Below are 1,800 nucleotides of genomic sequence, written 5' to 3'. Positions count from 1 at the left end.
GAAAATGAGCACCTGATCCCTCCAGAAAAAATAATGATACTGGATAAATTCATTAACCATGCAGAAGGATTAAAGGAAAATTACACTTCAGACTTTAGGGATAGAAATGTGCCATTGTTTCCAAGAGAAATTAACACTATTATTGATTAATTAAATTAGGAGGGATATATGTGCCAGACTTGGGTTATTATGAGAAGCTCCCTAGACCTGAAAGCATACGTTTCTTTATGTCCAGAGTAAAGGGCCATTCTAAAGTGAAATCAATAGAACAATTAGAAGAACAGCTATTTAAAATCATAAAGTTAAATGGTAAGGAATTATTAGTACACTTAACAAATTATTATGTTGTTAGTGAAGCTGAAGTTTATGAAATTATGTCACAGCACAATGGGCATAAACTCAATAGTATTGTAACAATCAGTCTATGGAACAGTTATTCGTCCACCGGAAAGAGCGTTGCTAAAGAGAATGGCCTAGGTTTATTCCTAATCAATGAATTTTTAGGAGCATTAAATCTCGATGGAAAAGCATTTATTAATTACATCACTCCAGCAGAGCGTAAAAGAAGAGAACGTGAAGCTAAGTAGTCTGAGGTTTTTCTTATTTGGCTCATTTGAGAAAACAGCAACCCCTAATGATATTGATTTGTTGATATTGTATGATAGCCGTTACGTTAATATCAGTCAAATACTTTCCCTCAGACGGAGAATCTTAGCTCATCTAAAAGGATTAATCAATATTCCCGTTGATATTTCACTATTAAACTTTATAGAAGAGGAAGAGTTAAACTTTATTGCAACTGAAAAAGCATCAGAATTATTTATAAATTAAGAAACACCTCTTCATGTTGAAAAGGTGTTTTTAATTTATAAATTACTTACCTAGAAAAAAGTACAATCAAAACCTAAGAGTTTTTAAACGGTTTCCGCTTTGCTCTTTTTGATCCTCTATTTATAACCATTTTAAATCAGTACAAATGTCCCTTGTCAACTTAGCCAAAACTCGCTTTTCTAAATCAGGGAGGGATACATAGTTCGATGTAATTAAACGCATTGCTTCTTCACGTGTTTTAAATAATTCCGGAAAAGTATTAATCACATGTTGTATTCCATCTTTATTATAAATCATCGCTTTCATTAAAAGTTCAGCTACATAATCTTTATGAAACTGGTACATCTCTCTCAACTGAAAGGTTTCAATATTAAGTTCAGCCTTATTGAAGAATTCAGGATCTCTAGGCATTACAAGAGGAGCTTCATTTTTATCTAAAATAATTTCAAATGCATCAGTAGATTGGTTAGTCCAGATAGAGACATAGTCCTTTTTAGATTTACTCTTAACCAGTTTGATTTTAAATTGTAAATAATCATCAAATCCATTCTCATAAGGATGAAGATGAGGATTCTTATAAAAATCCTTGCTCCCTTTCAACCGACTATTACAATTTTCACAACTCGGGATAAGATTATAAAATGACAATGATAAAAAAGGATAGTTTTTCTTTGAATAGAAATGGTCTAACTGTGGTGTCGCTTTAGCTTTACCCTGATTAATATGCGAATGGGTAAAAATACGGTTACAATACGGACAAACATTAATACCTAGCTTTTGTATAAATGCATATCCTCCATATTTATTCGGATTTCCATCACGATCATATGAACGGAATTTTGAATAATTAAAGATGCTATTGTCTTCACTATTCCCTTTACCATTATTTTTACTTCGATTCTGAGTTAAGTCATTCCTAATTTCTTCACCAAGAACTTGGGATTGTTTTTCTAATTCAATTGAATTAGA

General features: G+C 31.8%; 3 protein-coding genes. 2 read left to right on the top strand and 1 reads right to left on the bottom strand.

What is annotated here, in order from left to right:
• Window positions 1–170: 170 nt before the first annotated feature.
• Complete coding sequence (locus DN403_RS19620; protein ID WP_097842017.1) at window positions 171–587, top strand: hypothetical protein; 417 nt, start codon at window positions 171–173, stop codon at window positions 585–587.
• Window positions 574–831 (top strand): hypothetical protein, encoded by a 258-nt coding sequence (locus DN403_RS19615; protein ID WP_179958939.1) that lies wholly within the window; start codon window positions 574–576, stop codon window positions 829–831. The genes DN403_RS19620 and DN403_RS19615 overlap by 14 nt, the downstream gene beginning before the upstream one ends.
• A 120-nt stretch (window positions 832–951) precedes the next feature.
• On the opposite strand, the gene DN403_RS31225 is transcribed toward DN403_RS19615, so the two are convergent.
• On the bottom strand, window positions 952–1,800 hold an 849-nt coding region (locus DN403_RS31225), incomplete at its 5' end, for a hypothetical protein (protein ID WP_179958938.1).

The sequence above is a fragment of the Bacillus sp. AY2-1 genome (assembly GCF_008368965.1).
Lineage (GTDB): Bacteria > Bacillota > Bacilli > Bacillales > Bacillaceae_G > Bacillus_A > Bacillus_A thuringiensis_S.
The sequence above is the reverse complement of the archived record's forward strand: the minus strand, read 5'-3'. Positions and strand labels throughout refer to the sequence as shown.